This is a genomic window from Streptomyces sp. NPDC040545, from assembly GCF_055595065.1.
Window position 1 is genome coordinate 620,533 of the sequence record NZ_JBVIWA010000002.1, and the last position, 24,754, is coordinate 645,286.

A 24,754-nucleotide genomic window follows, 5' to 3' on the forward strand; every position below is an offset into this window, starting at 1 on the left:
CAGGGAGCGCACCACGATGCAAGGCGATTTCTCCCGGGTCACGTTCGACCCGAACCGGCACTTCTCCGCGGTCCTGTCCCAACAGGGGCGCGTGCAGCTCGACTCCGAGATCAACGAGCAGACCGCGATCCTCCAGCACTACCTGCGCACCCTGGTCGCCGACGTCCTCGGCCCGGCGGCCTGTGCGGCAGGACCGCAGCCGACGGACCTCGGCGGGTTCCGGGTCGCCGTCAAGGACGGCGTGCTGACGGTGGCCGAGGGACGTATGTACGTGGACGGCATCCTCTGCGAGTGCGAGAAGGACACGGAGTACTGGAGCCAGCCCGACGGCTACCTCGAACAGGAGCGGGACAAGGCGGGTGGCAAGCTGGACGGAGGCGCGTTCCTGGTGTACCTGCGCGTGTGGGAACGCCTGCTGACGGCCCATGAGGCGCCCGAGCTGCGGGAGCCGGCCCTCGGCCTGCACGGCCCCGACACCACGGCGCGCACCCGCGTCGTGTGGCAGATCGACTGGCTCCCGCTGCATCCGGACGACGACACCCCCGTCCCCGCCCCCGAAGTCGCTCCGCGCTGGCTGGCGGAGGAGCTTGACGCCCGCTTCGGCCCCAAGGCGACGCTCGCGGCCCGCGCCCGGCTCGCGGAGGGCGACACGGACCCGTGCGACGTGGCGCCCGACTCCGGCTACCGGGGGCCGGAGAACCAGCTGTACCGGGTGGAGGTGCACCGCGGGGGCCCGGTGGGCCTGGCCACGTTCAAGTGGTCGCGGGAGAACGCCTCGGTGGTCCTTCCGATCAGGTCGGTCGCCGGGGCAACGCTGGAGCTGGACACGCTGGGCCGGGACGACAAGCTCGGGGTGGAGACCGGAGACACCGTCGAGATCGTCGACGACGCCTCCGTCTGCCGGGCCGCCCGCGACGTGACGGAGGGAGCTCCACGCCTGTACCGCATCACGGAGGTGGACCACGTCGGCCGGCGGGTGGTCCTGGACGCGGATCCGGCGTCCGACCCCCACCAGCCGGGGCTCGGCATGCTCCCCGAACGCCATCCGCTGCTGCGCCGCTGGGACCACCGGCCGCCGGAGCCGGCCACCGGGCCGGCGGGGAGCACGGCGAGTGTGGCCACGGCGGTGTCCGGCGCGGGTGCGCTGCTGATCGAGGAGGGGAGGTGGCTGCCGATCGAGGACGGCATCGAGGTGTTCTTCGAGCCGGTCCCGCCGCCCGCCGCCCCTGCCGCTCCCGTCGACCCCGATGCGCCGCCCCCGCCCCCCGCACCGCCCGCCGCCCCCGCACCCCCGCAGCGGTCCTACCGGGCGGGCGACTACTGGCTGATCCCCGCCCGTGTCGTGAACGGGGACGTCCTGTGGTCGGCCGACGCGAACGGCGACCCGGAGCTCAGGACGCCGCACGGCATCGACTACCACTACGCCCCCCTGGCCCACGTCGGAGCAGCGGACCCCGGCGGCGCCCGGACCCCGCAGGACCTGCGCATGGTGTTCCGCCCGCTGGCCAGGGCCCTGACGTAGGCGCGGCCCGGGCGGCCGGTGGTGACACCCCGCGCCCGCGGTGTTTGACTTGAAGTGTGCGGGCCAGGGGAGGGAAGGACCCGGGCCCGGGAGTACCGGTCCCGTGGGAGGCCCCGTGGAGTTCCAGACCGAGCCCTCGAAGCGGCTTGCTCCTCCCGCCGTGCCACACGCCGAACCCCGTCTCGCGCCGCCCGTCGTCGACGAGGTCGTCCGGACGGGGGGAGAGCCGCTGGACGCATCCGTACGGACCGCCATGGCCCTAAGGTTCGGGCACGACTTCAGCACGGTACGCGTGCACGGCGACGGGCGCGCCGCCGAAGCGGCCGCGTCCGTCGCCGCCAAGGCCTTCACCACCGGCTCCCACGTCGTGTTCGGCGCCGGGCAGTACCAGCCCGGCCGTGACGAGGGCCGGCGCCTGATCTCCCACGAGCTGGCGCACGTCGTACAGCAGCACTCCGCCCCGACCGGCGGCTCGCCCCTCGTGATCACGGACCGCGGCGACGGGGAGGCCGAGGCGGCGGCCAGGACCGCCACCGCCCCGGGCTCCGCCCGCCCCGTCGGCGTACTGCCCCTCGCCGGCCGCGTGGTCCAACGGACCCCTGCCGCCCCCGCGGACGGGCCGGCGCCCGCGCCCCGCGACCCGAAGAGGGTCCAGCTCACGGCCATGACCGAGCTGTACGCGACCGTCGCGGGTGGAGCCGTCACGCTGTCGACGGGCGCGATGATGGCCAAGGTGAAGGTGTTCGAACCGACAGTGAACCACCTCTCGTGGGAGCTCTACGACCCGGCTGACAAGCTCCTCGCCACGCTGCGGACCACGCGCGGCGACGCGGGCGCGCTCTTCCCGGTCTACGCCTTCACCGGTGACGTGTTCCGGGGCACCGTGACCGAAGGCCGCCACACCATCCGCTGCATCGGCCGGCGCGACGGCAAACCCGTCGTCTACAACGACCACACCTTCTTCCTCTGGAACGGGCCGCCCCTGGTCCTAAGGGACCTCCCCGCGCTGCGGGCCGTCACACCCGCCACCCACACCCTCAGCGAGGTGGCCGCCGTCAAGGCACGGTCCATGATGCTCGAGCACCGCGAGGCGCTCACGGCCACCGGGACCGGCACGATCGCCGGAAACCAGGCCACCGGGCCGGTCCCCGCCGGGGCATCGGCGGAGGACTGCACCACCTACGTCCTGAAGGTCCTCAAGTACGCCTTCACCGCCAAGGGCCGCGCCGCGGACTGGCAGAAGATCTTCAAGGAGGCGCAACGCGCCAGCGCGGGCGCCTTCAAGGGCACGGCCCTGATGGCGGCCCTGGAGTCGCAGGCGGGCTGGCGAGGCGTCTTCTGGGCACCGGACCCCCGCCACCCCGCGGACACGGCCTCCGAACACCCCAAGATCTTCAGGGACATTAGCGAGGGGGGTGGCACGTACCACGGGGTCGCCGTCACCAAGGAGAAGTCCGTGGTGGACTACCGGCCCACGAACCCGGACAGGCCGGCGAAGCTGGACCGCCTCGACCAGCTCCGCCGGGTCCCGTTCGGCGTAATCGCCGCACGGGGCGGAACCCACATGACGCTGCTTCTGAACGGGCACGTGTACGAGGTGCATTTCGAGCGCAAGGCCGACGATCCGCACGTGATCGACGAGACCCCGCTCGAAAAGTGGGCCTGGCTCTCGGGCACGGTCGTCATGCCCCCCGAGAGCTTCGCGGCCGCCTTCGGCCCGTGAAGCGGGCCCCGCAGGCGCGGACCGTCGGTGTGCGCCGCTCCGGAGCACCCGGTAGGCTGAGCTCGTTCCGCTTTGACGGACACCGTTGGTGTGTTGTCAGGCCGTGAGGGTGGTCTCGTAGTCGGCGGGGCTGCGGTAGCCGAGGCTGCTGTGCAGCCGCTGCAAGTTGTACCAGCTCTCGATCCACTCGAATATGGCGATGTGGGCGGCGGCCCGGGTGAGCCAGGGACGACTGTCGCCCAGTTCGTTCTTCAGGGTAGAGAAGAACGATTCTGCGAGGGCGTTGTCCCAGCACTGGCCCGTGCGCCCGACGGACGGCCGGATGCCGAACTGCGACGCCAGGACGACGAGTTCACGACTGGCGTACTGACAGCCACGATCCGAATGGAAGATCACCGGCCCGGACGGCCTGCGGCTTCGGCAGGCGGCCTCGAGGGCGTCGGCGACCAGTTCGGTTCGCAGATGGTCGGCGGTGGCCCAGCCGACGACGCGCCGGGAGGCGATGTCGATGACGGTGGCCAGGTAGAGCCAGCCCTCGTCGGTGGCGATGTAGGTGATGTCGCCGCACCAGCGGGTGTCGACCGCTGCCGGGTCGGGCCGGAAGTCGCGAAGGACCAGGTCAGGTCGGGTGGCCGCGTACGGGTCGGGGATGGTGGTGCGGTGGCGTCGCCTGCGGGTTCGGCCGACGAGTCCGGCTTGCCGAATCAGGCGGGCCACGCGACGGCGACCGCAGCCGGCACCCTCGCGTTTGAGGACGGCGTGGACGCGCGGGGACCGGGGACGCCGGCGCGGCGGGCGGAGTAGGCGGTTCGGGAGACCTTGAGTAGTTCACACGCCCGTTTGACGTTGTGACCTGCAGTTTTCTCCGCCTCGATGAACGGCTGCACGTTCACCGGGTCTCCGTCGCGAAGAAAGCCGTCGCACGCTTGAGGACTTCCACGTCCTCCCGCAGCCTTCGGTTTTCCCGCCGGAGCGCGGCCAGTTCCTCGCGCTCGCTGCTGGTCAGGCCGTCTCGTTCGCCCGCGTCGACCTGGGCCTGCTTCACCCAGTCCCTCACCGCGGTCTCGGTCAGGTCGAAGTCAGATGTCCGTCAAAGCGGATCAAGCCCAGGGGCGGCCTTCTTCGCTTTGTAGGCATTCGTCAGTCGATCGGTGACCTCGTCTTGCGTCAGGAAGCCCGACTCCTCGACCTGGTTTCCGCCAGGACCCCTTGTAGCGGACCTTGTAGAAGTGAGGGCACCTTGCCCATGGGTTGCCGGGTGCTCGCAGTCCTTGTAGAAGGTGCCCATTCCTCGGGCGAGCGCTTTGGACGCCATGCGCCTGGGGCTCCTCGGATTCCGATGCTGACGGTTTGCTGACCGTCAGCGATCCGAGGCCCACTTGACCTGCGAAAACGTTGCTGTGCCGCGCTTTGTTCTGGAACTGGATTGGCCGCTCCCATGAGGAGATCGCACAGGCCCGCGAGGAGTGGATGAATGGGACCAGATTCGGCGAGGTGAAGGGGTATGACGGACCTCCACTTCCGGCTCCTGACCTGCCCCCGGCCCACCTCAAACCGCGTGGCCGAGTGCGTTGACCTGCAATAGCTGGGAAGAGACGGCCCCGCGGGGCGCGGGTCCGGAGCCTTCCGGTTGATGAATCCTCGGCGCTTGCGATCACGCCCCGCGCTCGCCCTTCGATGGTGCGGGGCCTTCCCCCTCTATGGGCGTCCGTGGGTCTACGAATGCTGACCCATTGCTAACTTTCCTGACGGGGTGTCAGGTAGGGCTTCGGGCAGGTACAGACGTTGAAGCGGCTTCGTCGGCGGAGCAATGCTCATGACCTGTGCATCGGCCTCGGGTCGGACGCGAAGGGCGTACCTTCCCGAGTGATCGACTTCTGGTCATCGAGTAGGCCGACGTTGCACCGTCGGTTGGGAAGGCACGCCCGTGCTGAGCGTAGTGAATGCCGATGGAACGACCGAGACCGGCTCTCTGATCGACGACATCGTCCGCGAGGGCGCGAGGCGGATGCTGGCCGCCGCCCTGGAGGCTGAAGTCAATTCCTACATCGCCGAGTTGGCCGACCAGCGAGACGAGAGCGGGCGCCGCCTGGTGGTCCGCAACGGCTATCACCAGACCAGGAAGGTCGCGACCGCGGCCGGGGTGATCGAGGTGAAGGCCCCACGCATCAACGACAAGCGCATCAACGAGGCAACCGGCGAGCGCAAGAGGTTCTCCTCGGTGATCCTGCCGCCGTGGTGCCGCAAGTCCCCGAAGATCAGCGAGGTGCTGCCGCTCCTCTACCTCCACGGCCTGTCCAGCGGGGACTTCGTGCCCGCGCTCGAGCAGTTCCTCGGCTCCTCGGCCGGCCTGTCGCCGGCCACCATCACCAGGCTGACCGCCCAGTGGCAGGCCGACCACAAGGCGTTCAGCGAGCGCGACCTGTCCACCACGGACTACGTCTACGTCTGGGCCGACGGTATCCACCTGCGCATACGGCTGGAGGAGGCGAAGGCCGCGGTCCTGGTCGTCATGGGCGTGCGCGCGGACGGAACCAAGGAGCTGATCGCGATGGCCGACGGCTATCGCGAGTCCTCGGAGTCCTGGGCGAGCCTGCTGCGGGACTGCCAGCGGCGCGGCATGCGCGCTCCCGTCCTCGCCGTCGACGACGGAGCCCTGGGCTTCTGGAACGCGTTGAACGAGGTCTTCCCCGAAACCCGCCACCAAAGGTGCTGGGTTCACAAGACGGCCAACTGCCTCGACAGCCTCCCGAAGTCAGCTCAGCCCGCGGCAAAGAAGGCCATCCAGGACATCTACAACGCCGAGGACAAGGAGCACGCGGCCGCCGCGGTCAAGGCGTTCGCCAAGCAGTACAGCGCGAAGTTCCCCAAGGCCGTCAAGAAGATCGTCGATGACGAGGATGAGCTGCTGGCGTTCTACGACTTCCCCGCCGAGCACTGGATCCACCTGCGGACAACCAACCCCATCGAGTCGACCTTCGCGACCGTCCGTCTGCGAACCAAGGTCACCAAGGGCGCCCGATCCCGGGCCGCCGCCCTGGCGATGGTCTTCAAGCTCGTCGAGTCCGCCCAGGCCCGCTGGCGAGCCGTGAATGCACCCCACCTCGTTGCCCTCGTCCGCGCCGGGGCCCGCTTTGAACGCGGCCAGCTCCTTGAACGGCCGAAGACGACCGCGGCGTGAATAGGGTGGCGGACGTGCCTCGAAGTTCGAGAACATCCGGTCATGTTGGATGGCACGGCAGGACAGGACCTTCCGGTCGGCCTCGGGTTCCGGCCGTATCGCGGCGACGAAGACCACGGCGCCATGGCCGCGGTGCGGCTGGGGTGTGTTGAACGGGACCGGGTCGATGTCCATTCGGTAGTGGAAGGGCTCCCGACAGCCGCCGAGATCGCCGAAGCTTCTGCCAAGTTGGAGGCGCCGTCCAGGAACCAGATCCTGGTGGTGCTCGACAAGAGCGTCGTCGGCTACGCGACGATCCGGTGGTGGCAAGAGCGGGACGATACGTGGCTGTACCTGCACCGCGGCTACCTCTTGCCCGAGCATCGCGGCCAGGGCATCGGCTCAGCCATGCTGAGCTGGGCCGAAGAGCGGATCCGCCAGCTCGTCAAACAGCATGGAACGGCGCGGACGGCAGTGATCGGCGCGAACGCCATGGCCTCCGAGCAGGACGCCACGGCACTTCTGCGCGCAGCCGGCTACCGACATGTCTTCAGCCTGGTCGAGCTGGAACTAGGCGATCTGCAGCAGGTGCCCGAGGGCAGCGAACTGCCAGCCGGGATACGGACAGGGCCGATCGGGACAAGACACTACCGTGCAGCCTGGAGGACGGTCGTCGATTCGTACGCGGACCGCGGTTTCACTCAGAGATGGCCTTTCCAGGACTTCGTCGACACCGCCGACCCGGCATGCTGGAGGGCTGCCTGGAACGGGCAGGACATGGTCGGCGTCGCCCTGTGCTCCATCCGCCGTCACGACCACACCGTGGGCGAGGTGGAAGAGCTGAGTGTCCGGACGGACCAGCGACGCCTCGGAATCGGCCGGGTCCTGCTGCTGGACGGGCTGCGGAGCCTTCGCGAGCAGGGTGCAACGACCGCTCGGCTGTTCACGGGCGCGGCAAATCCACACCGGTCCTACGACCTTTACGAGAGTGTGGGGTTCCGGCGGCGGAACGAGTACGTCCGTTACCGCAAGCTGCTTGCTTGATCGACCGGCCATTGGGCTGTCGGGTCAGTCCACAGGATTTGACAATTCCTCTCGTCGGCGATCGGCGCTCGTCTGGAAGTTGTCCCGGCTGCGCGCCGGTCGGGTTGCCCACTGCGCTTCGCAAGAGCCGGACCGAGAGTCTGATCGCCTGGGTGTCACTGCTTGTAGAAAGCCGACAACCCCTGCAGCGGTCATCGCAGCGGCGTCCTACAGTCTCGGCGAGGTGGGCTTCCGGGAGGCAACGCTCGCGCGGCGGGACTGCTCACCTTCGGCTCCTCACCCGTGCACGGCGGCGAACTGGCGCGCTCACCACGCCCGGACTGGCCGAGCTCATCAGGTGCCCTGGGCTTCCCCGGCCGCCGCCTGTCTCCTCGCCGACATCTCCTGTCCGAGCCTGGACGTGGTACTGGTATCCGCCAGCACCCCCGAGAACTGGGCCGCCGCGCAGCAGGCCACCGCCGACCCGCTCGGCCCCGGCCGGTTGAGGAAGGTCAACGATGTACTCGCCCAAGGATGACGATCCGTGGGGCATGGACGAGGACGCGCCGCTCGCGGGCCGGGACCACTCGCGCCTGTTGCCGGCGCCGGTGCCGGGCACGATCGGTGGCTGCATCTGCGGACTTCCGCAGTGGAGGAACAGCGCTGACGGGAGCCATGTGAGCCTCCGCTCTGGCCGGCCTGCTGGTGCACAAGCTGGGTTTCCCCATTCGCTCGCCTCGTACAGAGCTCTGCCCGTCGGCAATGCTTCCGGGCCGGATGACAGGGCCGAACGGCCGAAGGGGGTTACCCGAGATCGTCCTGAGGCTGAAACCGCTCGGCCTGGAACGGGGCGCTCCCGTGGCCCGCGGAGCGGTACACGTGGTGCGACACCCAGGCTGCTTCACTCGACCCTGACGACCCAGTCGAGCTCGCCTTCTGGCGTCGGCCCGGGCGGGCAGTGCGGTGGTGTGGGCTGGGGTGCGGTTCCAGGATCTGCTACGCGCTGGGGATGCGTGTCGCCCCGGGACGACGATTCCGCTGTCCCGGCGGTCTTGCGGGGGCGGTTCCGTCCAGGGAAACGCCCAAGAATGAAAGGAGGATCATCAGGGCTCCCCCGCAGACAATCGCCGAGTCGGCGAGATTGAAGACCGCGAAGTGCTGAACAGAGATGAAGTCGACGACGTGTCCTCGGAGGACCCCAGGTGCCCGGAAGGTCCGGTCGGTCAGATTGCCGAGCGCACCCCCCAACAGCATGCCCAGGGCGAGAGCCCACGGGAGGCTGTGGAGCTTGCGTGACGCACGCACGATGACCACGACGACCGCGAGCGCGATCGCCGTGAACACAGCAGTGAACGCCTGGCCCATACTGAACGCCGCGCCCGAGTTGCGTATCACCTGGAGAGTGAGCACGCGGCCGACAACGTCGACGGGGTCGTGGTTCTCCAACCGCGAGACGGCCAGGAACTTGCTGCCCAGGTCCAATGCGTAGGTGAGACCAGCTGCTGCCAGCAATGCGGCCAGATGGCTCTTGCTCAGAGCTCGGGCGCCGGCTTCGGGCCCTGCTGTTTTCCGCTGGGGTTGCGAGGAACTGCGGGTAGGCATGATCCACTCCACTGATACCGAGCCGCCATGACGAGACGGCATTACGACACAATAGCGCCTGCCCTGCTGAAGGCAGGCAAACGCGGACAGTATGTACCTGGCCGGCCACTATCAGTCACAAATACCGGCTTGGTCGACTTAGCCGTATGCGTCGAAGCACTGGAAAAGGACTGACGGGAAATCCCGGAAAGCGTTCACTTCTGTTTCGATTCCGATCCCCCTCGGATCTGAGGGGGATCGCGGAAGACGGTGATCAAGAAGTGGTCCCAAGACGGTGGAACGGCGGAACGCGGTCCAGTAGCTGAGCCAGGCCTTCGGCCACCTCGGGTCGGCGACGCCAGGCGGACTCCGACTGGTTCCCCACGGGAAACTGGTGCACCGGGCCAGGTCGGCCTGCGGCATTCCGACAGCGGCGAGCTGATCCTTGAGCGTTTCACAGGGTGGTCTGGCGGAGTCAGGGGTGTAGGCGGCGTAAGCAGTCGGCGGCGTCCCGAGGACCTCTCTCAGTTCGTACGGAATGCTCATCGAGCAGACCGAGAGAGGTCAGCCGGACGAAAGAGCAATCAGCGGTCAGGGCTGGCCATTTGGCGTCGGCGCCACCGCGCGCACTTCGGCCCACTTCCCATCCGTCATGTCGGGGGTGCCGTCAGCCAGGAGACCCCGGGCCCGGTGCGTCCAGGGCGCCCGGAAGCCGGGCGGCAGGGTGGCGACCACCGTGCCAAGGAGCGAATAAGAGTCACTCGGAGTAGCGTTGGCGATAAATGTAACCAACGGGGAGGGGTGGGGCAGTAGGCGCCATGGGTGCTACTGCCTCATCTCGACAGGACCAGGCCGGCGATGGGGCTCGCGTTATGAAGAGCACGCTCAATCGACTGATAGAACGCACCTACTTCCGCGGATTGGTATTCAACCAGTCCTGGGAGGATCCGCTTCTCGATCGTGAGGCGCTCCACATATCGGCGGACCAGGACACCGTTCTGTCCATCACGTCGGGTGGTTGCAACTGCCTGAACCTCCTCTGCCTACGGCCCCGCCAGCTTATCTGCGTCGACCCCAACCCCGCTCAGACGTACCTGCTAGACCTCAAGCTGGCAGGCATCCGACACCTCGACCATGCCGACTTCCGCTCTCTCCTCACGTCCTGCGGCAGCACAGAGGCGGTCGACATCTATCGGCGAGCACTGCGAGCCACGTTGCCTGATGGCGCACGAAATTACTGGGACAGTAACACTCGGGTACTGGAACGCGGGATACTTACCCAGGGCAAGCTGGGGTTCTTCTTGAAGTGGATTCGCTGCTATATGCGATGGCAACTCGGGGAGCGGCGGATGCGCCAGTTCTTCGAGGTTGGCGACATCGATGACCAGCGCGATTTCTATTACCGCGAGATCCACCCGCGATTGTTGCGCGATTCGGTACTCAAAATCCTCGGCTCCCGATGGGTACTTGCCTGTGCCGGCATGCACCCCTCCCAGTATGAGCTGATTCAAGACCGCCATGGCATAGGGCGATACATACGCGATCGCATGGAATATGTGCTGACCACCGTCCCGATACGTGACAACTATTTCATCGCCCAGGTATTTTTGGGCGCCTACCTGGACGCGGAGAACGTTCCTCCCTACCTGCTCGAACGGAACTTCGACACCTTGAAGCAAACGGCCGATCGCGTAGTCAACACCACGGCCTGGCTCACCGAGTACCTCGATTCACTGCCCGAGTCGTCGGTCGACAAGTTCAACCTTCTGGACATATTTGACTGGATGAGCCGGGAGTCCCTCCATACGACGGTGCGCAGCGTGCTCAGGGCTGGTACGCCAGGCGGCCGCTTCATCTACCGTTCCGCCGTACGCTCACTTCCTGTCCCTCCGGAGCTCCGAAGTGCGGTGGTCAGCGAGGACGATCTCGCCCACCGGCTCTTCGCGCAGGACCGGTCCTTTACGTACAGCAGCTTCTACATCTACCGAATTGACCCGCAGCGAGTCGCGGATCAATTGCACCGGACGTAACCTTGGGGGGCCAGCCAGACCTTCACAACCTTGGGGGGCCAGCCACACCTTCACAGGCCAGATGTAGCTCGCTTCTCCTGGCCGGATGCCGGACCAACTTTCACCCGAAGGAGTGAAGTCTTGCTCGAGCAGCTCAGCATTTCAGGCACCGGTCATGCCGTCGGCTCCAGGATTGTCTCGAACACCGGATTGGCTGTTTCGATGGGGCTGTCCACGGATTGGTTCACGAAGCGAACTGGAATTGATGAACGACGGGTTTGCGGGGAAGGAGAGGACGTACTCACGCTCGCGGTGTCCGCTGTCGAGTCGGCTCTTCAGTCGAGCGGGCTGAAACCTGACATGTTGGGCCCCGAAACAGTTCTCCTTCACGTCCAGAACGGCCTGACGGCCTTCACCCCGCCGTCCGGGGTCATCTTGGCGAATGCGCTGGGGCTCAAGGGTCTACGAGTGCTCTCCCTTGACGGAGTGTGCGCTGAACCTGTGGCCATGTTCGAGATGGCTCTGCTCATGTTGTCGAGCAATCGTTGCAGTCGGGCCGTCATCTCGTCGAGTGTGGATTTCCTGCCGATCATCAGCTCGGAGGACAGGGGCACGGTCGGGCTCTTCGGCGCTGGTGCGGGCGCGGCCGTGGTCGAGCGGCACAGCACGTCACAGGGCATGTCGGCCAAGGTCATGAGCATCCAGTGGGAGACTCACGCCGACCATGCGGCCCTCGGGAGCATCCCGGTACGGGGCTACAACGCCGGCCCCGAAGGGGTCAGCGTGCAAGCCGGTTTCTACGACATGGACGGCTCTGGCCTGGTTCGTACGGGGGTACGCGTCATCCCTCCCCTGGTTTCCCGTGTACTCGAAGAAGCCGGGTGGGGCCACGACGACGTCCACCTCGTCATCTCCCATCAGCCGAACGTTCGCATGCTGCACGTTCTCATCGAGGCTCTGGGCTTCCGGCCGGAGATTTTTCCGATGCCTGCCAGCCGCCTGGGGAACATGGGTCCGGCCAGCCTGTTGGTGAATCTCTCCCTGGCCAGAGATGAAGGCCTACTCCGTCCAGGGCAAAGGCTGTTGCTTCTCGCCTTCGGCCTCGGGTTCTCCTGCGGCGCAGTGGCAATCGAGCTCCTGCCCGACGAGGCGGGGTGCAATGACTGACGCGCGCACATGGGTGCGACCTCCCGTCTCGGACTCGCTTCGCACGAGGATGACCGAGGACCAAGGAGCGATCGCGGCGGCCATGCGTCCCGTCACGCTTCCCGACGGCAGAACACTCCGCGTACTCGACTGCGGAGAGGGGGACGCCGTTGTACTCCTGCCCATGGTCACCGAACTGAACTTCGTCTACGCACCTCAAATCGCAGAGTTCCAGCGCGACCACCGCGTCGTGCTCTATGAACCGCTGCTCAGCACGAACACGCGAGTCGGCATCAAGGACAGGGCCCACGAGGTCCGCTGTCTGCTTTCCGCCCTCGGTATCAGCCGCGCGCACTTCGTCGTGTGGGGCGACACGGGTGCGGCAGCCTATTATCTCGCCAAGCATCATCCCGAGTTGTGTCGCTCGATGGTCTTCGTCGGGCTGGCCGATCGTTACCGGTTCCCGCAACCCTACGGCTTCTGGCTGAAGATGCTGGAACACCTTCCCATCGAGCGAGTGGTGTCATCGCGTGTGTTTGCGACACTCCTTGGGCGCTTCGTCGGAGGGACCCAGATCAAACCGGAGTGGATCGTCCAGGAGGCGCTGGTCGTCCTTCGGTTGACGGCGCTGTTCAAGCACAGCATTCTTCCCAACCTGACCGAGCATCGCCCGACGCCGGGCGAGGTTCACGTGCCGAGCCTGGTCATCTCCGGCGACAACGACCACATTGTCTCGGTCGCCCAGGCCCGCCGCATGGCCGCGCTGCTTCCCAACGCGGGTGCAGCGGTCATCAAGCCAGGTGGTGAGCACTTCATCACCTACGTAGACGACTCATTCGTCAACGAGACCGTTCGCCGCTTCATCTCAAGCGTGGAGTAGCTGATGAGACCATGGCGAACGTAAGGAGACCCGCGGTTCCGGACGCGCAAGCCGCCGACCCCACCGCACCCGTCGGCGGACTCCACCCGCTCACCGTTCTTTGCATCGGTGTACTGGTCACCGCGGTCGCCCTTCCGGAGTCATGGCAAGGCTGGCCCTACGCGCCGTTTCCCGTCTTTCACGCGTGCCTCGCCATTGTTATCCCGCTTTGGTTTCGGGTTCGCCCCACCGGTCGACCCTGGCCTGAGATTCGGGCGCATCTTCCGAAGCAGGGCCGGCCGTTTGCTGCCGCCATCGTGTTCATCGGGGGCTTCATCCTTCTGTACAGCCTCGCTATGACCGTCCTCGGCAAGACGCGGGATCCCGCATGGAACCTGCTTGCGACCTATGGGAAGTTCGCGGATCTGTACGCCGCGCGTTATGGAAGCTGGTTCGCGCTGATCACCGTGTACGTCTTCCTGGGACTTTGGCCCATGTTCGGAGAGGAACTTTTCTACCGGGGATTCCTCCAAGGCTCGCTGTTGGGGCGCTACTCGCTGCCGATCGCCTCGGTCGTCACGTCCACCCTGTTCGGACTCCGCCACTCGGCCCAACTGGTCTACCTTTTGCCTGCATACCCGTATGTGGCCGGCGCAGCGTACTTTGTATGGGCTTTCGGCGTGAGCATGATCTGGTGCTGGGTGCACGCACGGACGGGCTCTCTGTGGCTCTGCATGGCGACACACGGGGTGAACATCGTCCTCGCCCCCATTGTTGTGGCCCTCGTGGTTTGGTAGGTCCGCTCGTGCCACGTCCCGCATCACCGCTGCGTGCATTCACTCTGCGCGGCGTACGCGCTATTCATCGAGCCGGGGCCTGGGGGTTCGACCGTTCTGGTCCCCTTGCGCCACTCCTTGCCGAACTCGGCGCGCCCCTGCATCGGTGGCTGTTTCCCCACTCGCTTCTGACGGATCCGGCCATCCCCGTCGAGGTCGACGGCTTTCGGCTCTACCACGAAGGGCGCCCCTCGTATCACCTGCAGATGCTGGCGATGGGCATGCACGACCGCGACGTCGCGGCACTCATCCGGCACCTCGTCAGGCCGAACATGTCGGTCGTGGACGTCGGTGCGCACCTCGGCTACTTCACGCTGCTGTGCGCGCGCCTCGGCGGATCGGCGAGCACGGTCTGGGCATTCGAGCCGTCGTCGGCACTGCTCCCCATCCTGCGGAGAAACGTGGCGGAGAACGACGTCGGCGGCGAGATCCACGTGGTGCCGAGTGCCGTGGGAGATTCGGTCGGTGCAGTGACGCTGTTCGCGGGCACGTCCGACAGCATGCTGTCCAGCATGCACCGGGCCGCGGCGGCTGGCGATGGCCCGGGGCCGAGGGAGATCGTTGCGTGCACCACCTTGGACGCATGGGCCGAACAGAGTCTGTGGCCCCGAGTGGATCTGGTCAAGATCGACATTGAAGGGCATGAGGTCGCGGCGTTGGCCGGTATGCGGGAGCTGAGCCGTCGAAATCCCGGTCTGGTTCTGATCATCGAGCTCAACGAGCGGACGTTGGCCGCTGCAGGTGAGTCGATCGACTCGTTCTGGGCGGCCCTGGCCGCATGCGGATTCGACGACGTCTCCCTGGCGGGGCCCCCTCCTCGACCTGTGACGTTCCCCCAGGACCGGGACGCCATCCGGCGGGAGATCCGGCGCCAGGGAAACGGGCGGGTCAATCTGATGTGCCTGCGGAGGCCGGGGTAGCCGGCCGGTGACCGGCTCGTCGGATCTCCGATCCGCTCCTCGCACTCGCGACCAGGAAAGCCCCTGCCAGGGACGAGAGCAGGAAACACGATTCGGCGTAGCCGCGCACGACGGACAGCAGCCCGGCCGAGAGGAACACGACACCCAGGCCCAGTTCACACCATGCGATCCGCGAGGCGGTTCCGACCCACTTCGCTTCGCTCTTCCGGATAATGCCTGACGACCCTTCCTTGGGGGTTCTCACGAACTCCGGCTCGTCTCGCTTGATCGTGTCCCGGAAGCCGGCCAGGATGGAGACCGATACGCCGATGGCGAGCGGCAACGACAGTGGGAGACGCAGACACCGCCGCGCCCAGTCGGCGTAGAGAATTCTCTGCGAGAGCACGCATTCCTGCAGCGGCGGGAACAGTACGAGAAACGCGCTGAGGCCGACTTGGGTGATCGCCCAGTACGGAGTGCGTGGGAGCCCGAGAACGACATATGCACTGGAGAGCACTCCGGTCAGGACGAGTACCGGTGTGCCCAGAACCAGGTGCAAGGAAGAAAGCTCAAGAAATCGACGTCTCTTGCCCTGTGGCGGACTGAGCGCCTTCTTCCCATAGTCGAGGAAGAGTCGGAATGCCGCGCGCGCCCAGCGGCGTTGCTGGTTTTTGTAGCTGAGGTAGGTGTCGGGAAGGTCGCTGCTGGCCAATGCCTCGTTGACGAAGACGACCCGCCATCCCGCGAGCTGGGCACGGAAGCTGAGGTCGATGCCGTCGTCGGTGAACGGTGCTTCGCGCCACCCGCCGAGCTCTTCGATCGTGCGCTTCCGCCAGACCCCACTGGTCCCCAGATATATGGTGGACTCCCCCCTGGCCTGGCGGATCCCGCTCGAAAAGCAGAACAGGCTGTCGAGGACCGCCGCTTGGAACAGCGTCAGAGTGGACGAAAGACCGTTGCGGTGCCGCCATCGCGTATGGACTGCAGCGACGCAAGCATCCTCGAACAGAGGTACGGTTTTGATGAGGAAGTCACGATCAGGTGTGAAGTCCGCGTCGAAAATCGCCACAAGGTCGCAATCGACCATCCGCGTACCGTGGTTGAGCGCCCCTGACTTGTACCCGTCGCGGCTTGTCCTGTGGACGTATTCGATCGGGACGGAGCCTCCGTGATGTGCGTCGACGACGGCCTTGGCCAGCGCGGCCTCTTCCCCCTCGGAGTCGTCCAGAACTTGCACCGCGAGTCGGCCATCCATATAGGCGAGGTTCGTTACCGCCGTGAGTACCCGGTGAAGAACTTTGTGTTCTCGGTAAATGGGGAGTTGCACCACTACCGTCGGCCAGGAGCAACTGGTCGGCCGGGTGAGTTCGATGGGCTGCGCTCCGACGCCCTTCATCTGGGCATATGCGTGAATGACCAGTATCCGCAGTTGAGCTATGGCGAAGAACGCCAGCATGGCGGAAAGAGTTATCACCAGCATCCCATCAGTCTAACCCGAATTCCGTATAAGGGCTCGCCGGCTTACTGACGCGACAGTGGTGCGTTCGGGTGATGAGCCGACGAGCTCCCGGTGAGGAAGGGGAGCCAAGGTGGGTTCTCACTCATCATGGTGACGTAACTGTTCGCAACCGTTCGCTCCGCTTCTTTGTTCATGAGTAGTCGAGGAGGCTGTCGCGTGAGGCGTCACTCACCATTTGGTCGGCACCTCGAGGAAGCCAGAGACGAAGCAGTCTTCGTCACCGGTACATCCAGCGGGATCGGCAGGGCAATCGCTCTGGACCTCGCCGGGCGAAGTGTGACCGTATTCGCCGGTGTGCGTAGGGCTGGGGAAGCGCCGAAGGGCGACGGACTACCAGGTGCGGTGCACGAGATCCTCTTGGACGTCACCAGTGGCAGCCAGATCACGGAGGCGGTCGATTCGATCCGCCGGCTCCTGGGCCGGCAGCGCCTCCGCGGAGTGGTGAACAACGCCGGCGTCGCGACAGGCGGCCCCCTGGAATACGTGACCATCGATGAGATGCGACACCAGTTCGAGGTCAACGTCTTCGGCCAGTTGGCCGTGACTCAGGGGGTTCTTGACCTGATCCGCGATCACGGGGATGGACGCGTACTTTTCACGAGCTCTATCGGAGGACACATCGCCGCACCCTGCTTCGGACCCTACGCCGCGTCAAAGCACGCACTGAACGGCATGGCGGAGTCGATGCGACGCGAGCTGCGGCCATGGAACATCCGCGTGTCCGTCCTCGTGCCCGGAGCGGTGGCGACCCCGATCTGGAGTAAGGCAGACCATTCTGTGCAGGGCTTGACGGACCGACTGCCGACGAGAGCGAAGGAGTTGTACGGCAGCACACTGGAGAACATGCGGCGATACGTGGCTTCCGCCGCGGCGGGACGGAGCATCTCACCGTCGGTGGTCGCCCGTGCCGCCCGTCATGCGCTCTATGCGCGACATCCCAAGGCCGTCTATCTCATGGGCGCGGAGGCACGCGCGGGGGTGGCCCTGTCCACCGCTCTGCCCACGCGTGTCTTCGACGCGCTGCTTGCAAGGCAGCTGAGCAGATCCCCGTCGAGATAGACCTTCAGTGCCGTGGGCCGGCCCCTCTCAACAAGCCGCGGGCACGACCTCCCAGTCCGGCGTGTAGCCGCAGTGCCAATACAACACGGAACCTTTGCTGCGCCCCTGGGCTAGACAAGACTCCATGATCGACCAGGTCTTACCTCCGAATACCGGGTCGAGTTTCAGTCCTGTCTCTTCCTTCACGGATGTGCACAGCTCGACCAAGTCGGCCGGGTAGCGACCGAATTCGCGATAGGTCCTGGTCGTCGTCAGGTCGATGCGTCCACTGGGCACCCGGTCGGACACCGACAAGTAGTGCTCGGTCCACCGGACGAGTCCGTGGATCCACCAGCGTGCTGGGCCAGGGTAGACCTGAACGCCGACGACATGGATCGGACGATGTCCTTGCAGGCGCAGGATGTTCTCCGCCAGTACGAAACCCGCGAACGCCGTGCCCGACGCGGCCGTGATGAACACCGTCTGCAGCGGCGGCACCCCTAGGGCGTCGACCTGACCCACCATTTCCAGGAAACCGCGCGCAGCAGCGATCACCGCTGCGGGATGTGCGAGGCTCGGCGGGGCGAAGAACGGCCGCCGTCCCGCTCTGCGGCTCCGGTGATAGGCACCGGCCAGCGCACCGGCTGCCTCGATGTGGCCCGGACCGATCAGACGCACGTTGTTTCCGAGGCCGCCGAACATCCTCCGTCGTTCACCGGGAGGAAGGGGCGGAACGTCAGCGACGACGATTTCCCATGCGATGTCGAACCGTCGAAGAACCGGGAGGATGTCGTGTACGAGGTTGGTCACGTTGCCCACCGGGGTGACGAGGCTGCCGTACCCCTTCTCCAGCATGTGCCCGACCAGATGCTCGATCTTGCGTGTCTTGACGCCTCCGCGGCCGTGACCGGAGAGGTCGTCACGCTTGACCAGGACATCCACCCCGTTTGATCGGGAGATTGCCGAGATCGGCGTCGGCCACTGTCCCAGAGGGACGAACGGGGCCTCCAGAATGCGCTGGATTCCGTTGTGGTCGCGCATAGCTGGTCCCTCAACCTGCTGTCACGGTTGGTCCGGGCACGGGATGGAGAATCACAATGGGAAGCTCTCGGGCTGTGCGCTGCCGGTAATCCTCGTACCCGGGGAAAGCCTTGACGAACCGGAGCCACAGTTCCGCACGTTTCCGTTGGTCAGCTTGCTCGGCCCTGACATGGAAGGTGCGACCTCTGATCTCGACCGTCGCGAAGGGATTTTCTCCGAGGTTCAGCCACCAGCCCGGCGGCTGGTCCAGGCCCCCATGAGAAGCGATGACCGCGAGGTCTTCGCCGTGCTCGACAGCGAGGAGGGGAACCGTCCGCGGCTCGCCGGTCCTACGGCCCGTCGTCGTGATGATCACGATCTTGCCGTGCTTCAGACCCAGTCGTCCCAGCAGACCACCCGTCCGTCGATAGGCGCCGAGATGCAGCACGCTCATGACGACGATGAATCTGCGAAGGGCAGGGCTGGACTTCTGCCCGATCCGGAACATGACCGCGCGCAGGAGGGCCACCCCGAGTCTGTGCATAGGGACTCCCGATGTCAGTCGATCTCATGTTCCAAGTTACGTCGGACCGCCTACGTCCGCATGACGGCGGATTGATGCCTGCACAGCAGTCGTGAGCCATGGAATCCGAGAGCGTTCTACGCCCCTTTCCGTCTGTGGTCCCCCGCGCCTGTTCCGTGAGGGCCGACAGCGGCAGGTCGAACGCGACCTCGAAGGCCGAACCCGCGCTCAGGCGGGCCGGAACAGGGGTGTGGTGCGGAGGCGTGCGCGTGTCGTCAGGACTGCGTGCCGGGGGCGTGTGTGGCCTGGGCGATGACGGCGGCCACGACGGCCGGGCGGGAGACGTGTGTTGGATCCTTCCCCCGGCCTTCCGGCGCGGCGCGCCACTCTCACTGCCCAAGCAAGCCGACGCCAAGGCGTGAGCCAGATCGATGCAGGGACAGCTTCCCCGGAGTCGGTCTGGTCGGAGATGGGGCCAGGGCGTCGTCGACCAAGGCAACGTCGTGCGTCCTCTCGGCGGTGAACGCCTTGGGGGTCCCCCTACCGTCGGCGCTGCCGACCCGGGTTGACGTGGCCGTCGGTGGGAAGGGGGCGCCACTTCGGCAGGGCAAGAAGTCGGTCGGCGCGCACGAACAGCCTGCCCCAGTGCTGTGTGACGCCGACTGCCTCGCCACTCGTATGGCGCTGAGGTTCCGAACGAACGTCGCGGAGGTTCAAGTACGTGCCGTGTCGGTGTTCCTAAGATTCGACGGCAGAAGGGAACCCGGGCTGTTCCTGGACGGGTACACACCAAGGACCAGAAACTCGTGAAGCAAGAGAAGTCCAGCCGCATGGCCGTCATCGCAGGCACCGGCGCCGACTTGGACATCCCCAACCGGGCGATCGGCAATGCCCGGACCGGGCGCGCCCAGGCCCGTCGGATCAAGGTGATCGTTTGCCACCGGGCCACCTCGGTGTCCGTCAGTACCAGCGGCGCGCGCGGCCTGCCTCCGGATAGCCCTGCTCCACTGGAGCCCGCTCCCTGCTGATCAGCCGGTTCCACGCCTTCTGCGCGCCGAGCTCGGAGGCGGCCGAGCGAGGCACAGGGCCGACCTGAAGAGAACCATCCCAACTTTTCGGCCCCGTCAGTACATGCAAGCAATCAGCTCTTTGATCGTCGAGGAGCCTTTTCCTGAAACCCGGTGGCCGGACAGTGCTGCCGTGGGAAGCGGAGACATGATGGGCCAGAGTCCTTATGACTATGTCGTTGTGGGAGCGGGGACGGCGGGGTGCGTGATTGCCTCCCGGCTTTCGGAACGCCCCGGCGTGCGGGTTTTGTTGATGGAGGCGGGCGCCCGCGACGCGACCCAGGCGATGGCATCTCCTTGGGGGTTCCTGGGGTTCGACCCGTCATCCCTCTGGCTGGGCGCCGCGACCGTGCAGGCCGGTACAGGCAGGGCCGCTGACGTGTTGCGCGGTAAGGCGCTCGGCGGATCGTCAAGCATCAACGGCCTCTACCACCTGCGGGGGCACCGCTCCGCTTACGACGAATGGCCCGGACTCGGTGCTCCGGGCTGGGGTTTCGACGATCTGCTGCCCTATTTCCGCCGCAGCGAGAGTACTCGCAGTCGTGATGCCTCCGTGCGGGGCACGGACGGGCCGGTCGTGGTCGCCCCGGTTCCGGAACCCCATCCGCTTGCCACGGCGTGCGTCGACGCCGCGGTGCAGGCTGGGTTCACACGCGCCGATGACATCGGCGGCGGGCTGGAGACCGGGTTCGGGTGGAGTGACATGAATCTGCCCGGCGGCGCCCGCCAGAGCGCGGCCGACGCCTACATCCGTCCGTTCCTCGACCGGCCGAACCTGGACGTCGTCACGGACGCGACCGTACAGCGGCTGCGCATCACCGAGGGCCGCTGCACCGGCGTCGAGTACACCCTGGGGGGCGAGCACCTGTCCGTCGAGAGCGCCGAGGTCATATTGGCCGCGGGGGCCATCGGTTCCGCGCACCTCCTGATGCTGTCGGGGATCGGCCCGGCACGACACCTTGGCGAACACGGCATCGGCGTCGTCGCCGACCTGCCAGGAGTGGGATCCCATCTGCAGGACCATCCGATGGCGGCAGTGGTGTACGAGGCCGCCCAGCCCGTACCGTTCGTTCCTGCCAACCCACCGGCCGAAATGATGGGCCTGCTGTACAGCGACCCGGCCGCGGCCCGGCCGGACCTTCAGGTGTACATCGTCGCCGCCCCGCTCCCGTCGGCATGGGGCCAGCCGCCGGCGGGCGGCTACTCCATAGCCTTCTCCGCGGTGGCTCCGCACAGCAGCGGCACCGTGCGCCTGGCGGACGCCCGTCCCGCCAGCGCTCCCGTTGTCGACCCGGGCTACCTGAGCGACGACCGTGACCTGGAGGTCATGCGCAAGGGGCTGGCAGTGGCACGCCGCATCGGCGAGGCCGACGCGTTCGCCGACTGGCGCAAGCAGGAAGCGGTGCCGGGCTCCGGGACGAGCGGCGAATCCGTGGAAGAGTTCATCCGAAAGGCTACCGGCCCCTACTTCCACTTCACCGGCACCTGCCGCATGGGAACCGACGCCGATGCCGTCGTCGATCCTGCGAACCTTCGCGTACATGGGATCGCCGGGCTGCGGGTCGCCGATGCCTCGGTGATGCCGTCCATCCCCTCGGCCAACACCAACGCGACCGTCTACGCCATCGCCGAACGGGCTACCGAACTGCTCGACTGAGCCTTCATCCGCGCCCACGGCGCTTCCACGACGCCCTTCATCCCCCCCGCCGTGCGCCGAATGCGGCCCAGACTCCGGCTTGCCGCTGAGGCGGTGACGTGCAGGCGCGCGACCGCCCCGGCCACACAGCCCTCTTCCAGCAGCGCGTCGAACGCGCGGGCAGGTTCGAATCCAATTGCATGCGAGTAATCCTTGCCGTTCCTCACATGCATTTGAAGTCAATGGTGGGGCCATATACCTTCGAGACGAAAGCGCGAGAAGCAACGCGCAGTTCGGCCCCGACCGGTCTCATCACCCCTCCTCAGACAGGAGCACCACCATGTCCGAAACCCTTCAGGCCACTGACATCGCCATCTCCGACGCCGACCTGCTCGACCGCACCGCGACCGCCGTGCGCGCCGCCGGTGCCGCGCTGCGGGAGCGCTTCGGCGACGTGGTCCGCTACGAGACCCGCGAAGAGCTGATGCACGCGCTCGCCGTCAACGACAACACGGCCCTCGACATCCTGCGCCCCCGTCTCACGAGCCTGCGCCCGGAGGCCGGTTGGGTGGAGGACGAGCTGGACGGCGGGGCGCTGCCGTCCGGCGAGTGGTGGGTCGTGGACCCGGCTGAAGGCAACGTCAACCACCTGCACGCGCTGCCGGAGTGGGCGGTGACCGCCACCCTCGTACGGGAGAACCAGCCGGTGCTCACCGTGGTCCACCTGCCGCTGACCGGCGAGACGTACACCGCGCTCAGCGGCGCGGGCGCCTACCTCGACGGCCGGCCGCTGCACGTCTCCGGGACCGAGGACCTCGGCCTGGGCATCGTGGCCACCAGCCAGGCTCGGCCGGACGAGGACGAGAAGGTCGTACGGCGCGTCGGCTCCTCGATCACCGCGATGCTCTTCGACGCGCTCGTCGTCCGCACCGCTGTGCCCGCGACCCTGCACCTGACGAACGTGGCCGCCGGCCGGATCGACGCCTTCTGGCAGTTCGCCGGCGCCCGAGCGGACCTGCTGCCCGGCGCGCTGCTCGTTACCGAGGCCGGCGGACGGATCTCCGACGCCGAGGGCCGTCCCTGGACCCCGGAGAGCGACAGCTTCCTGGCTGCCGCGCCCGGCGTCCAGGCCGAGGCCGTCGCCACACTCTCCCGCTGACCCCCTACACCACAACCCGCACCCACGCAAGGACCACATCATCATGACCACGATCGCAGTTCTCGGAAACGGCCGCGTCGGCGGCAATCTGGCCGCAGCCCTCACCCGCGCAGGACACGAGGTGACGGTGGCGGACCGCGCGCCGGGCGCCGCCGCCAATGCCGCCCGGACGGCCCGGATCGTCATCAACGCCACCCCGGGCGCCGGCTCCCTGGAACGTCTCGCCGCCCTGCGCGAAGAGCTGCACGACAGAATCCTCGTGGACGTCTCCAACGCCACGACCGACGGACCGGACGGACTCCCCGCCGACCTCATCTACCCCGGATCGAGCCTCGCCGAACAGCTCCAGGAAGCACTGCCCGAAACGCATGTCGTCAAGACGCTCAACACCATGCTCTTCCCGGTGATGACCGCGCCGGACACGCTCACCCAGACGCCAACCGCCTTCCTCTCAGGCGAGGACCCGCTGGCCAAGCAGACTGTCCGTGAACTGCTCGTCGACCTCGGCTGGCACAAGGAATGGATCACCGATCTCGGCGGGATCCAGACCGCCCGCGCCACGGAGGCCGCGATATTGTTCGTCCCGCACGTCATCCGGTCCACCGGATTCGCTCCCTTCGCGATCTCGATCGCCCGCTGACTGCCGAGCCGCGCCAGCTGCAGGTGACGGGAGCCGTCACCGGCACGGACGGGCTCCCGGTGGGAAGCGATCGCGGCAGGCACTCTCCGACTTGGTCGCGGAGTTGACGTAGACATGAGGTCGTCATGCATGAACTCTCCTGAAAATCGGAGTGCCGGCGTCCAGGTCGACGTCCCGGTGCGACAGGCTGATCTTGGCCGAGACGGCTTGGCAAGCACGATCGGCATGGCCCGCTGGCTCGAGGACGCCCGGATCCGGCTGCCGCTGCACCGCTTCGAACGCCTCATCGCTGAGGATGGGTTCGGCCCGTTCCAGATACTGCTCGTCGGCCAACGGGTCAGCCGACTCACTCCAGTTGGACCGGTCGGTACCCGCGTGCAGGTGCACACTGGCGTTCGCCGGGTCGGGCGCTCCTCCGTCACCTTCGGGCAGGAGGTCATGGTCGGCGACAAGCGTGTGGGCAGCGGCGACGCGACGATCGTGCTGGCCGACAACTCGGGGCCGCTCCAGCTTCCGGACGAGCTGATCGCCGATCTCGACGACATGCAGCTACTGGAGACAGGGGTGGCAGGAAGGCCGACCGCCACCCGTCCGCGCCCCGAGCGCCTGCACCGTGCCCACTACTCGTACTGGACCCCGCTGCGTTCCCGGATCGGTGACGTCGACTCCAACCAGCATGTCAACTTCATCGCACTGGCCACTTGGTACGACGAGGCCGTCGCCGCATTCACTTTGGACTCGATCGGGACGGCTGTCGGGGGCTCGGTGCCGGATCTGCCGCCATCGTCGTACCAGATCCAGTATCTCGGCGAGGTGACCTACCCGGGCACCTACGAAATCGCGCTCACGGTCCGTTCTGTCGACACCGGGTCTGTGCACTACGAACTCGGTGTCTTCCGAGGCAGTACCTGCCTGGGCGTGGCCGACGCCATCGGCCCACGCGACGAACTGCGCGCCAGTGACTGACCGTTACCTCCGGTGGAAGAGAAACGAAGCCCGGCCGGCAGCTCCATCGTGGTCGGCATGTAGTGGCCAGTAGCCGGTCGACGAACGACAGCCGGTGCTTCGCACCGGCGCCGACGACCGCCTTCCGTGACTGCGAGGCGAGCCTGGCCTGATGCCGTACCTGCCACAACGGCCCCCTCGGCGCCTCAATGGCTCACCGCCAACCATGCACGGGCTCATTACGGAGGATGGAGCGCTATTGCGACCCCTGACGCTCAGGCTGCGAGAGGCCTGAGCGTCAGGGGTCGCGTCTCTCGTTGCCGAACGGGGCGAACCGACCACCGCGGTGCGTTTTCAGGCGATCAGCTCATCTCGCCGAATCAGAAGCATCAACTCTGCCTCCTGACCGCCGCAATGCGATCCGCCCATAGGAAGATTGGCGCGGTATT

At 66.7% G+C, this 24,754-nt stretch carries 22 protein-coding genes and 3 pseudogenes; 18 read left to right on the top strand and 7 right to left on the bottom strand.

Annotated features, from left to right (window positions below; translation table 11 throughout):
- The first annotated feature begins 16 nt into the window (after window positions 1-16).
- Together ACZ573_RS07610 and ACZ573_RS07615 are read left to right on the top strand one after the other, a co-directional pair.
- The gene (locus ACZ573_RS07610; RefSeq protein WP_471300409.1) at window positions 17-1,522 is read left to right on the top strand and encodes a DUF6519 domain-containing protein; all 1,506 of its coding nucleotides are present in this window, start codon (window positions 17-19) and stop codon (window positions 1,520-1,522) included.
- A 115-nt stretch (window positions 1,523-1,637) separates the two neighbouring features.
- Window positions 1,638-3,245 (top strand): eCIS core domain-containing protein, encoded by a 1,608-nt coding sequence (locus ACZ573_RS07615; protein WP_471300412.1) that lies wholly within the window; start codon window positions 1,638-1,640, stop codon window positions 3,243-3,245.
- A 96-nt stretch (window positions 3,246-3,341) separates the two neighbouring features.
- On the opposite strand, the pseudogene ACZ573_RS07620 reads toward ACZ573_RS07615, so the two are convergent.
- A pseudogene (locus tag ACZ573_RS07620) lies at window positions 3,342-4,007 on the bottom strand (IS3 family transposase); the annotation flags it as partial.
- Window positions 4,008-4,134: 127 nt separating this feature from the next.
- A complete protein-coding gene (locus ACZ573_RS07625; protein WP_471300415.1) occupies window positions 4,135-4,290 on the bottom strand; it encodes a hypothetical protein in 156 nt (51 codons plus the stop codon).
- A gap of 365 nt (window positions 4,291-4,655) precedes the next feature.
- On the opposite strand from ACZ573_RS07625, the pseudogene ACZ573_RS07630 reads away from it, so the two are divergent.
- The 4 genes and pseudogenes from ACZ573_RS07630 to ACZ573_RS07645 form a co-directional block, all read left to right on the top strand.
- Window positions 4,656-4,820: pseudogene (locus tag ACZ573_RS07630) on the top strand (pirin family protein); the annotation flags it as partial.
- 352 nt (window positions 4,821-5,172) lie between these two features.
- Window positions 5,173-6,426 (top strand): IS256 family transposase, encoded by a 1,254-nt coding sequence (locus ACZ573_RS07635; RefSeq protein WP_471300418.1) that lies wholly within the window; start codon window positions 5,173-5,175, stop codon window positions 6,424-6,426.
- 42 nt (window positions 6,427-6,468) lie between these two features.
- Window positions 6,469-7,449: a GNAT family N-acetyltransferase gene (locus tag ACZ573_RS07640; protein WP_471300421.1), complete on the top strand. Its 981-nt coding sequence runs from the start codon at window positions 6,469-6,471 to the stop codon at window positions 7,447-7,449.
- A 337-nt stretch (window positions 7,450-7,786) separates the two neighbouring features.
- Window positions 7,787-7,966, top strand: coding sequence for a hypothetical protein (locus tag ACZ573_RS07645; protein WP_471300424.1), 180 nt, complete (start codon window positions 7,787-7,789; stop codon window positions 7,964-7,966).
- 458 nt (window positions 7,967-8,424) lie between these two features.
- Here the strand turns inward: ACZ573_RS07645 and lspA are convergent, their stop codons facing one another.
- Window positions 8,425-9,030: a signal peptidase II gene (gene lspA / locus ACZ573_RS07650; protein WP_471300427.1), complete on the bottom strand. Its 606-nt coding sequence runs from the start codon at window positions 9,028-9,030 to the stop codon at window positions 8,425-8,427.
- A gap of 851 nt (window positions 9,031-9,881) precedes the next feature.
- On the opposite strand from lspA, the gene ACZ573_RS07655 reads away from it, so the two are divergent.
- The 5 genes from ACZ573_RS07655 to ACZ573_RS07675 all read left to right on the top strand — a co-directional run bounded on the left by ACZ573_RS07655 (window position 9,882) and on the right by ACZ573_RS07675 (window position 14,779).
- Entirely contained in the window at window positions 9,882-11,039 is a 1,158-nt protein-coding gene (locus ACZ573_RS07655) for a BtaA family protein (RefSeq protein WP_471300430.1), read from the top strand.
- Between the two features lie 120 nt (window positions 11,040-11,159).
- The gene (locus ACZ573_RS07660) at window positions 11,160-12,185 is read left to right on the top strand and encodes a 3-oxoacyl-ACP synthase III family protein (protein WP_471300433.1); all 1,026 of its coding nucleotides are present in this window, start codon (window positions 11,160-11,162) and stop codon (window positions 12,183-12,185) included.
- Between the two features lie 163 nt (window positions 12,186-12,348).
- Window positions 12,349-13,044 carry an alpha/beta fold hydrolase gene (locus ACZ573_RS07665; protein WP_266616295.1) on the top strand — a complete coding sequence of 232 codons (696 nt, stop codon included), beginning with the start codon at window positions 12,349-12,351 and terminating at the stop codon, window positions 13,042-13,044.
- An 11-nt stretch (window positions 13,045-13,055) separates the two neighbouring features.
- Window positions 13,056-13,820: a lysostaphin resistance A-like protein gene (locus ACZ573_RS07670; protein ID WP_471300437.1), complete on the top strand. Its 765-nt coding sequence runs from the start codon at window positions 13,056-13,058 to the stop codon at window positions 13,818-13,820.
- A gap of 245 nt (window positions 13,821-14,065) precedes the next feature.
- Window positions 14,066-14,779, top strand: a complete 714-nt coding sequence (locus ACZ573_RS07675) for an FkbM family methyltransferase (protein WP_471300439.1) — start codon at window positions 14,066-14,068, stop codon at window positions 14,777-14,779.
- Here the strand turns inward: ACZ573_RS07675 and ACZ573_RS07680 are convergent.
- The gene (locus ACZ573_RS07680) at window positions 14,748-16,238 is read right to left on the bottom strand and encodes a glycosyltransferase (RefSeq protein ID WP_471300442.1); all 1,491 of its coding nucleotides are present in this window, start codon (window positions 16,236-16,238) and stop codon (window positions 14,748-14,750) included. The genes ACZ573_RS07675 and ACZ573_RS07680 overlap by 32 nt on opposite strands.
- A 171-nt stretch (window positions 16,239-16,409) precedes the next feature.
- Between ACZ573_RS07680 and ACZ573_RS07685 the strand changes: the two genes are divergently transcribed.
- Complete coding sequence (locus ACZ573_RS07685) at window positions 16,410-17,336, top strand: SDR family NAD(P)-dependent oxidoreductase (protein ID WP_471300445.1); 927 nt, start codon at window positions 16,410-16,412, stop codon at window positions 17,334-17,336.
- Window positions 17,337-17,363: 27 nt separating this feature from the next.
- On the opposite strand, the gene ACZ573_RS07690 is transcribed toward ACZ573_RS07685, so the two are convergent.
- Window positions 17,364-18,356 carry a pyridoxal-phosphate dependent enzyme gene (locus tag ACZ573_RS07690; RefSeq protein WP_471300448.1) on the bottom strand — a complete coding sequence of 331 codons (993 nt, stop codon included), beginning with the start codon at window positions 18,354-18,356 and terminating at the stop codon, window positions 17,364-17,366.
- Window positions 18,357-18,366: 10 nt separating this feature from the next.
- Complete coding sequence (locus ACZ573_RS07695) at window positions 18,367-18,864, bottom strand: nitroreductase/quinone reductase family protein (RefSeq protein WP_471300451.1); 498 nt, start codon at window positions 18,862-18,864, stop codon at window positions 18,367-18,369.
- 306 nt (window positions 18,865-19,170) lie between these two features.
- On the opposite strand from ACZ573_RS07695, the gene ACZ573_RS07700 reads away from it, so the two are divergent.
- The 3 genes from ACZ573_RS07700 (at window position 19,171) to ACZ573_RS07710 (ending at window position 21,582) form a co-directional block, all read left to right on the top strand.
- Entirely contained in the window at window positions 19,171-19,668 is a 498-nt protein-coding gene (locus ACZ573_RS07700) for a hypothetical protein (protein ID WP_471300658.1), read from the top strand.
- The gene (locus ACZ573_RS07705) at window positions 19,665-19,886 is read left to right on the top strand and encodes a hypothetical protein (RefSeq protein ID WP_471300454.1); all 222 of its coding nucleotides are present in this window, start codon (window positions 19,665-19,667) and stop codon (window positions 19,884-19,886) included. The genes ACZ573_RS07700 and ACZ573_RS07705 overlap by 4 nt, the downstream gene beginning before the upstream one ends.
- Before the next feature lie 190 nt (window positions 19,887-20,076).
- Window positions 20,077-21,582 (top strand): GMC family oxidoreductase, encoded by a 1,506-nt coding sequence (locus tag ACZ573_RS07710; protein WP_471300661.1) that lies wholly within the window; start codon window positions 20,077-20,079, stop codon window positions 21,580-21,582.
- Window positions 21,583-21,626: 44 nt separating this feature from the next.
- On the opposite strand, the pseudogene ACZ573_RS07715 reads toward ACZ573_RS07710, so the two are convergent.
- Window positions 21,627-21,763: pseudogene (locus ACZ573_RS07715) on the bottom strand (helix-turn-helix domain-containing protein); the annotation flags it as partial.
- Between the two features lie 138 nt (window positions 21,764-21,901).
- Between ACZ573_RS07715 and ACZ573_RS07720 the strand changes: the two are divergent.
- The 3 genes from ACZ573_RS07720 (at window position 21,902) to ACZ573_RS07730 (ending at window position 24,326) form a co-directional block, all read left to right on the top strand.
- A complete protein-coding gene (locus tag ACZ573_RS07720; RefSeq protein WP_471300457.1) occupies window positions 21,902-22,720 on the top strand; it encodes an inositol monophosphatase family protein in 819 nt (272 codons plus the stop codon).
- A 43-nt stretch (window positions 22,721-22,763) separates the two neighbouring features.
- Window positions 22,764-23,360 carry an NADPH-dependent F420 reductase gene (locus ACZ573_RS07725; RefSeq protein ID WP_471300461.1) on the top strand — a complete coding sequence of 199 codons (597 nt, stop codon included), beginning with the start codon at window positions 22,764-22,766 and terminating at the stop codon, window positions 23,358-23,360.
- 129 nt (window positions 23,361-23,489) lie between these two features.
- The gene (locus ACZ573_RS07730) at window positions 23,490-24,326 is read left to right on the top strand and encodes an acyl-CoA thioesterase (RefSeq protein ID WP_471300463.1); all 837 of its coding nucleotides are present in this window, start codon (window positions 23,490-23,492) and stop codon (window positions 24,324-24,326) included.
- Window positions 24,327-24,754: the final 428 nt, after the last annotated feature.

Bases quoted from the DNA above. Each gene is read 5' to 3' on its own strand.
- ACZ573_RS07610 (WP_471300409.1), top strand. From the start codon at position 17: ATGCAAGGCGATTTCTCCCGGGTCACGTTCGACCCGAACCGGCACTTC.
- ACZ573_RS07670 (WP_471300437.1), top strand. From the start codon at position 13,056: ATGGCGAACGTAAGGAGACCCGCGGTTCCGGACGCGCAAGCCGCCGAC.
- lspA (WP_471300427.1), bottom strand. From the start codon at position 9,030: ATGCCTACCCGCAGTTCCTCGCAACCCCAGCGGAAAACAGCAGGGCCC.
- ACZ573_RS07665 (WP_266616295.1), top strand. From the start codon at position 12,349: ATGGTCACCGAACTGAACTTCGTCTACGCACCTCAAATCGCAGAGTTC.
- ACZ573_RS07730 (WP_471300463.1), top strand. From the start codon at position 23,490: ATGAACTCTCCTGAAAATCGGAGTGCCGGCGTCCAGGTCGACGTCCCG.
- ACZ573_RS07700 (WP_471300658.1), top strand. From the start codon at position 19,171: ATGACGGCGGCCACGACGGCCGGGCGGGAGACGTGTGTTGGATCCTTC.
- ACZ573_RS07725 (WP_471300461.1), top strand. From the start codon at position 22,764: ATGACCACGATCGCAGTTCTCGGAAACGGCCGCGTCGGCGGCAATCTG.
- ACZ573_RS07680 (WP_471300442.1), bottom strand. From the start codon at position 16,238: ATGCTGGTGATAACTCTTTCCGCCATGCTGGCGTTCTTCGCCATAGCT.
- ACZ573_RS07685 (WP_471300445.1), top strand. From the start codon at position 16,410: ATGAGTAGTCGAGGAGGCTGTCGCGTGAGGCGTCACTCACCATTTGGT.
- ACZ573_RS07720 (WP_471300457.1), top strand. From the start codon at position 21,902: ATGTCCGAAACCCTTCAGGCCACTGACATCGCCATCTCCGACGCCGAC.
- ACZ573_RS07675 (WP_471300439.1), top strand. From the start codon at position 14,066: ATGCTGGCGATGGGCATGCACGACCGCGACGTCGCGGCACTCATCCGG.
- ACZ573_RS07640 (WP_471300421.1), top strand. From the start codon at position 6,469: ATGTTGGATGGCACGGCAGGACAGGACCTTCCGGTCGGCCTCGGGTTC.
- ACZ573_RS07710 (WP_471300661.1), top strand. From the start codon at position 20,077: ATGGGCCAGAGTCCTTATGACTATGTCGTTGTGGGAGCGGGGACGGCG.
- ACZ573_RS07690 (WP_471300448.1), bottom strand. From the start codon at position 18,356: ATGCGCGACCACAACGGAATCCAGCGCATTCTGGAGGCCCCGTTCGTC.
- ACZ573_RS07655 (WP_471300430.1), top strand. From the start codon at position 9,882: ATGAAGAGCACGCTCAATCGACTGATAGAACGCACCTACTTCCGCGGA.